At 35.8% G+C, this 3,770-nt stretch carries 5 protein-coding genes; all 5 read left to right on the forward strand.

The features are described from left to right. Positions 1–30: 30 nt before the first annotated feature. The 5 genes from ACFIKR_RS08895 to ACFIKR_RS08915 all read left to right on the forward strand — a co-directional run bounded on the left by ACFIKR_RS08895 (position 31) and on the right by ACFIKR_RS08915 (position 3,672). Positions 31–381: a DUF1376 domain-containing protein gene (locus ACFIKR_RS08895; RefSeq protein ID WP_375659597.1), complete on the forward strand. Its 351-nt coding sequence runs from the start codon at positions 31–33 to the stop codon at positions 379–381. After that, positions 371–1,507 (forward strand): hypothetical protein, encoded by a 1,137-nt coding sequence (locus tag ACFIKR_RS08900; RefSeq protein ID WP_375653471.1) that lies wholly within the window; start codon positions 371–373, stop codon positions 1,505–1,507. Before ACFIKR_RS08895 ends, ACFIKR_RS08900 begins: the two co-directional genes overlap by 11 nt. A 272-nt stretch (positions 1,508–1,779) precedes the next feature. Continuing rightward, positions 1,780–2,109, forward strand: a complete 330-nt coding sequence (locus tag ACFIKR_RS08905) for a hypothetical protein (protein WP_375659598.1) — start codon at positions 1,780–1,782, stop codon at positions 2,107–2,109. Further along, positions 2,096–2,554: a hypothetical protein gene (locus ACFIKR_RS08910; RefSeq protein ID WP_375647781.1), complete on the forward strand. Its 459-nt coding sequence runs from the start codon at positions 2,096–2,098 to the stop codon at positions 2,552–2,554. Before ACFIKR_RS08905 ends, ACFIKR_RS08910 begins: the two co-directional genes overlap by 14 nt. A 335-nt stretch (positions 2,555–2,889) precedes the next feature. Further along, positions 2,890–3,672, forward strand: a complete 783-nt coding sequence (locus tag ACFIKR_RS08915) for a hypothetical protein (RefSeq protein ID WP_375647782.1) — start codon at positions 2,890–2,892, stop codon at positions 3,670–3,672. Positions 3,673–3,770 lie beyond the last annotated feature (98 nt).

Here is a 3,770-nt window from a genome sequence, read left to right on the forward strand (position 1 = left end):
TATATTTAGTTAAAGAAAGGGAATTGGGGTATGTCCAGTAAATTACCATGGACGAGGCTTTTTGCAGACAAGTGGCTTCTTACTCTTGGTTGTTTGTCGCCGACCGAGAAATGTATCTATGTCATGTTGCGACTTCTAATGCTCCATACTGGTGAGCCTATTTTAAACAACTTAAGGGTATTAGCTCGTTGGATTGGTTATCCAGTAGAAGAGTTTGAAGCAGCTTTGAATTCCTTGATTGAAGGTGGATTCATCATACGTTTAGACAATGGTGGGTTGTGGAATTCAGAAGTTGAAAAAGAACTCAATAACGTCACTGAAGAGCTAGATAATTTCACTTGCAATAATAATAAAGAAAGGGAGGTGAAGTATGTCAACTAAGTTGCCATGGACGAGGCTTTTTGCAGACCAGTGGGCAATAGTTGTTGATTATTTGCCTGCTGTAGAGGGCAATATCTATATGCGATTACGGTTACGTATGTTGCGTACTGGTGAACCTCTTTTTTATAATATTAAAGTTTTATCTAATTACACTGGTTATTCAGTGAAGAAGTTCGAAGCAGCGTTAAATGTCTTGCTTGAAGAAGGATACCTTGTTCGTTTAGCAGACGGTCGTTTGTGGAATTTAGATGTTGAGGAAGAACTCAATAACTCTAATGAGAATTTAGATAAAGCTTCGGAAAAGGCTTCAAAAGCAGCAAAAGCTAGATGGGATAAAAACAAAGATAAAAGTAATGATGATGCACGTGCAATGCATGAGCAATGCACAAGCAATGCATACGCAATGCACGAGCAATGCTTGGAAATGCACAATAACATTAACATTAACAATAACAAAAAAAATAAAAATATTATTTTATCAAAAAGAGAAATTGATTTTGAAAATTTAGAAACAAACGATTTTGTTGAAAAGGCAATCGAGTGTGATGTTGAAAGCCAATCAGAACAAATCAAAACGATAGAAACCAAACAACCAATCATTCGCGAGCAAAATATCAATCTTTCAAACGAAGTTAACAACCGATGGCAAATTAACGAAGCGATGATTGCGAAATTGCCTTCACGAAAAGTTAAAAAGGTTGGAAAAAAACTTTCAGAAATCTTTGACACGATGATGCCTGCTTATTTTCCAGAGAAAGCAAACTTTTTTGAAGGAACAAAGAAAATAAGCGAAAAACAAGAGGTTGAAAGAATACTAGAAGATTTCAAACCCGATTTTCAATACGCAACTGAACAAGGATTAACGCATGATGAAGCCTTATCAGAATTTGAAAAATTTGTACGCTTTTCAAAATCCAACCCATGTCGAAATGCAAATGAACGCGATTGGCAAAGCGCTTGGGATAATTGGATTACGCATCCAGAATATGGATTGGTAATTAAGAAACACAAAAAATTAGAAACGGAAAAACTATATGCAACCGCATGCTATAAATCATCAACAAACAGTTTCGCAAATAACCTTTCAGAAAGCTTCAATCAACTTGCAACAGCGATCTACGCTTAAAGACACTTATGGATCAGAAATAGAGCTTTTGTCGGGATTATCAGTCATGAAATCGTATTTAAAAGCATCCGAAAAAACAGCAAAGTAGTGAAATTTGCTGATGATTTTGAGAATAGACGTGCGTTTAAATTGACAGAAAGGCACCGTACAGAGCGATTTAAAGATTTTGTGATAAAACCACATTGAAATTAAAAACGCTTCTGTACAGTCCATTTTGAGGCGAATAAACCCATTGGTAAAGTTATGGATTTAGATAGGGGATATTAAACCAGATGTTTTTAAAAAAACGTAAACAGAAGGGGGGAAAAAAGTGGGTTGCAACAGCGGTTGGATATGCACCATGGGGATTAGGGGTAGCTGAGTATTTTTACAATCTTTACGAATATGATGATGGCACAAGAGAATACGAAGAATTTGACGGTGGTCAGTATCATGAGATGCCTGAGAAAGTTGATTACAGTACCAAGGCGCAAGTGAAAGCATGGGTTTATGGGGGTGGTATTCCGCAAAGCGTTCTCAATTACGAACCTCTTATAGATGAGCTCAATAAAGAGATCAAAAAATTATCAAAAACCGCAGGAAATAAATATGTTTACAGATAAGCAGCTAAGAGCCTTGTTTGGTATTATAATTTTTATATTTTTATGTTTTTTAGGAATTAAAAAAAATCTTTACTTTATTCAGAGTATTTTGACATTCGCATCTGTTTCTTTGGTAATAGTCACAACGGTTTTTGCAATTTTATGCAATTCCAATATTCCTTCTGAGTTGCAAAACAACCCAAAATACAAATGCGGAAATACAACAGGTTGGAAGATATTAACACGTGATTTACAACAGCATATGCACCGACTCTTAAAGCTAATAAGTTTAGCACTTGTCGTTTTAATTTTTCCAAATAGTTATACTGTATTTTGGTATTTAGATATCGTTCTTTGGTACTTTTTTGTAGTTTGTTCATTCTTTCTCATGTTGCATACACGCAGTTTAATAAACATGTTCATTTACGCACTACATTTTATACTAAAAACCAAAAGTAAAATTTAAAAGCACTTGATATTCAACTAGGTAGGTATCAAAATGAAAAAAATAAAAAATACGTATTGACTTTAAAGAAAGGTTCGTTTATTGAGGTTGGCAAGTGCTTAACAAACACTATAGCGAATAGCGGATAAATCACGATAAGGTTTCTCCCATTTCTTAAAATACTGACTTTCTTTTATGCTATCTCTAGCATATAACGATTTTGTCGGGTGTGGTCACATCATACAATACTCTTTATGAGAAAAGTGTGACGACGGACTATTCGCCGTGTTTGTTAGCGCCCGACGCCCTTATAGGGCTGTTAATAACAAACAATTTAAACGAATAGGATTACTAGCATGAGTGCTACAGTTACAAATCAAGAAACTTCTCCAAAATATGAACTTACTAATGAAACGCGTGTGTTTAATAATCAAACTCTTTATCGCATTCGTGCTTTAAGAGATTTTGATGATGTTAAAGCTGGTCAATTGGGCGGCTTTATTAAAGATGAGAGTGATCTGTCTCATAAAGGCAATTGCTGGGTTTATGATGATGCTATGGTTATCCAAGCAAGCGTTTCCGAAAATGCCAAAATACGCAATAATGCTTGTGTTGTGAATTATGCTAAGGTTTATGGTAATGCTGTGATTAGTGATAAGGCATGGGTTTTGAGTGATAAGGCACATGTTTATGACAATGCAGTCATTAATGGAAATGCAAAAATTGGTGGCTATGTTTTTGGCAATGCCGTTGTGAGTGATAATGCCGTTATTACTGAGGGAGCTCTTATTTATGATAATGCCCGTGTTTATGAAAATGCGTATGTGAGTGGGCTTGTGTTTAATGATGCCCATGTCTACGGTAAATCACGCCTTGCTGCGTGGTCAAAAGCTTATGGCAATGCTCATGTTTTTGATAAAGCTATAGTTTATGATGGTAGCAATATTTATGACAATGCCAAGGTTTCTGGCTCGGCGCGTGTTGGTCCCTGTGCAAAAATTCATGATAATGCTCATGTGAGTGGCAAGGCACAAATTTGCCAATTTACAACGATTTATGGCAATGCTGTGCTTAAAGAAAATAAGAAATTTTCTGAAGATATGTGTGGTGATAATCAGTCACTAAAAGACGCTGCTTAAATAACGCGGGGGGCTGCTTTGTAGCAAAAAAGCCGCGTCCTTTAAGACACGGCTTTTATTATCAAAACAGCTAGCGATCTAAATAAACGATTAAAGTA

Source organism: Bartonella sp. MR30HLJHH (genome assembly GCF_042194195.1).
GTDB classification, from domain to species: domain Bacteria; phylum Pseudomonadota; class Alphaproteobacteria; order Rhizobiales; family Rhizobiaceae; genus Bartonella; species Bartonella grahamii.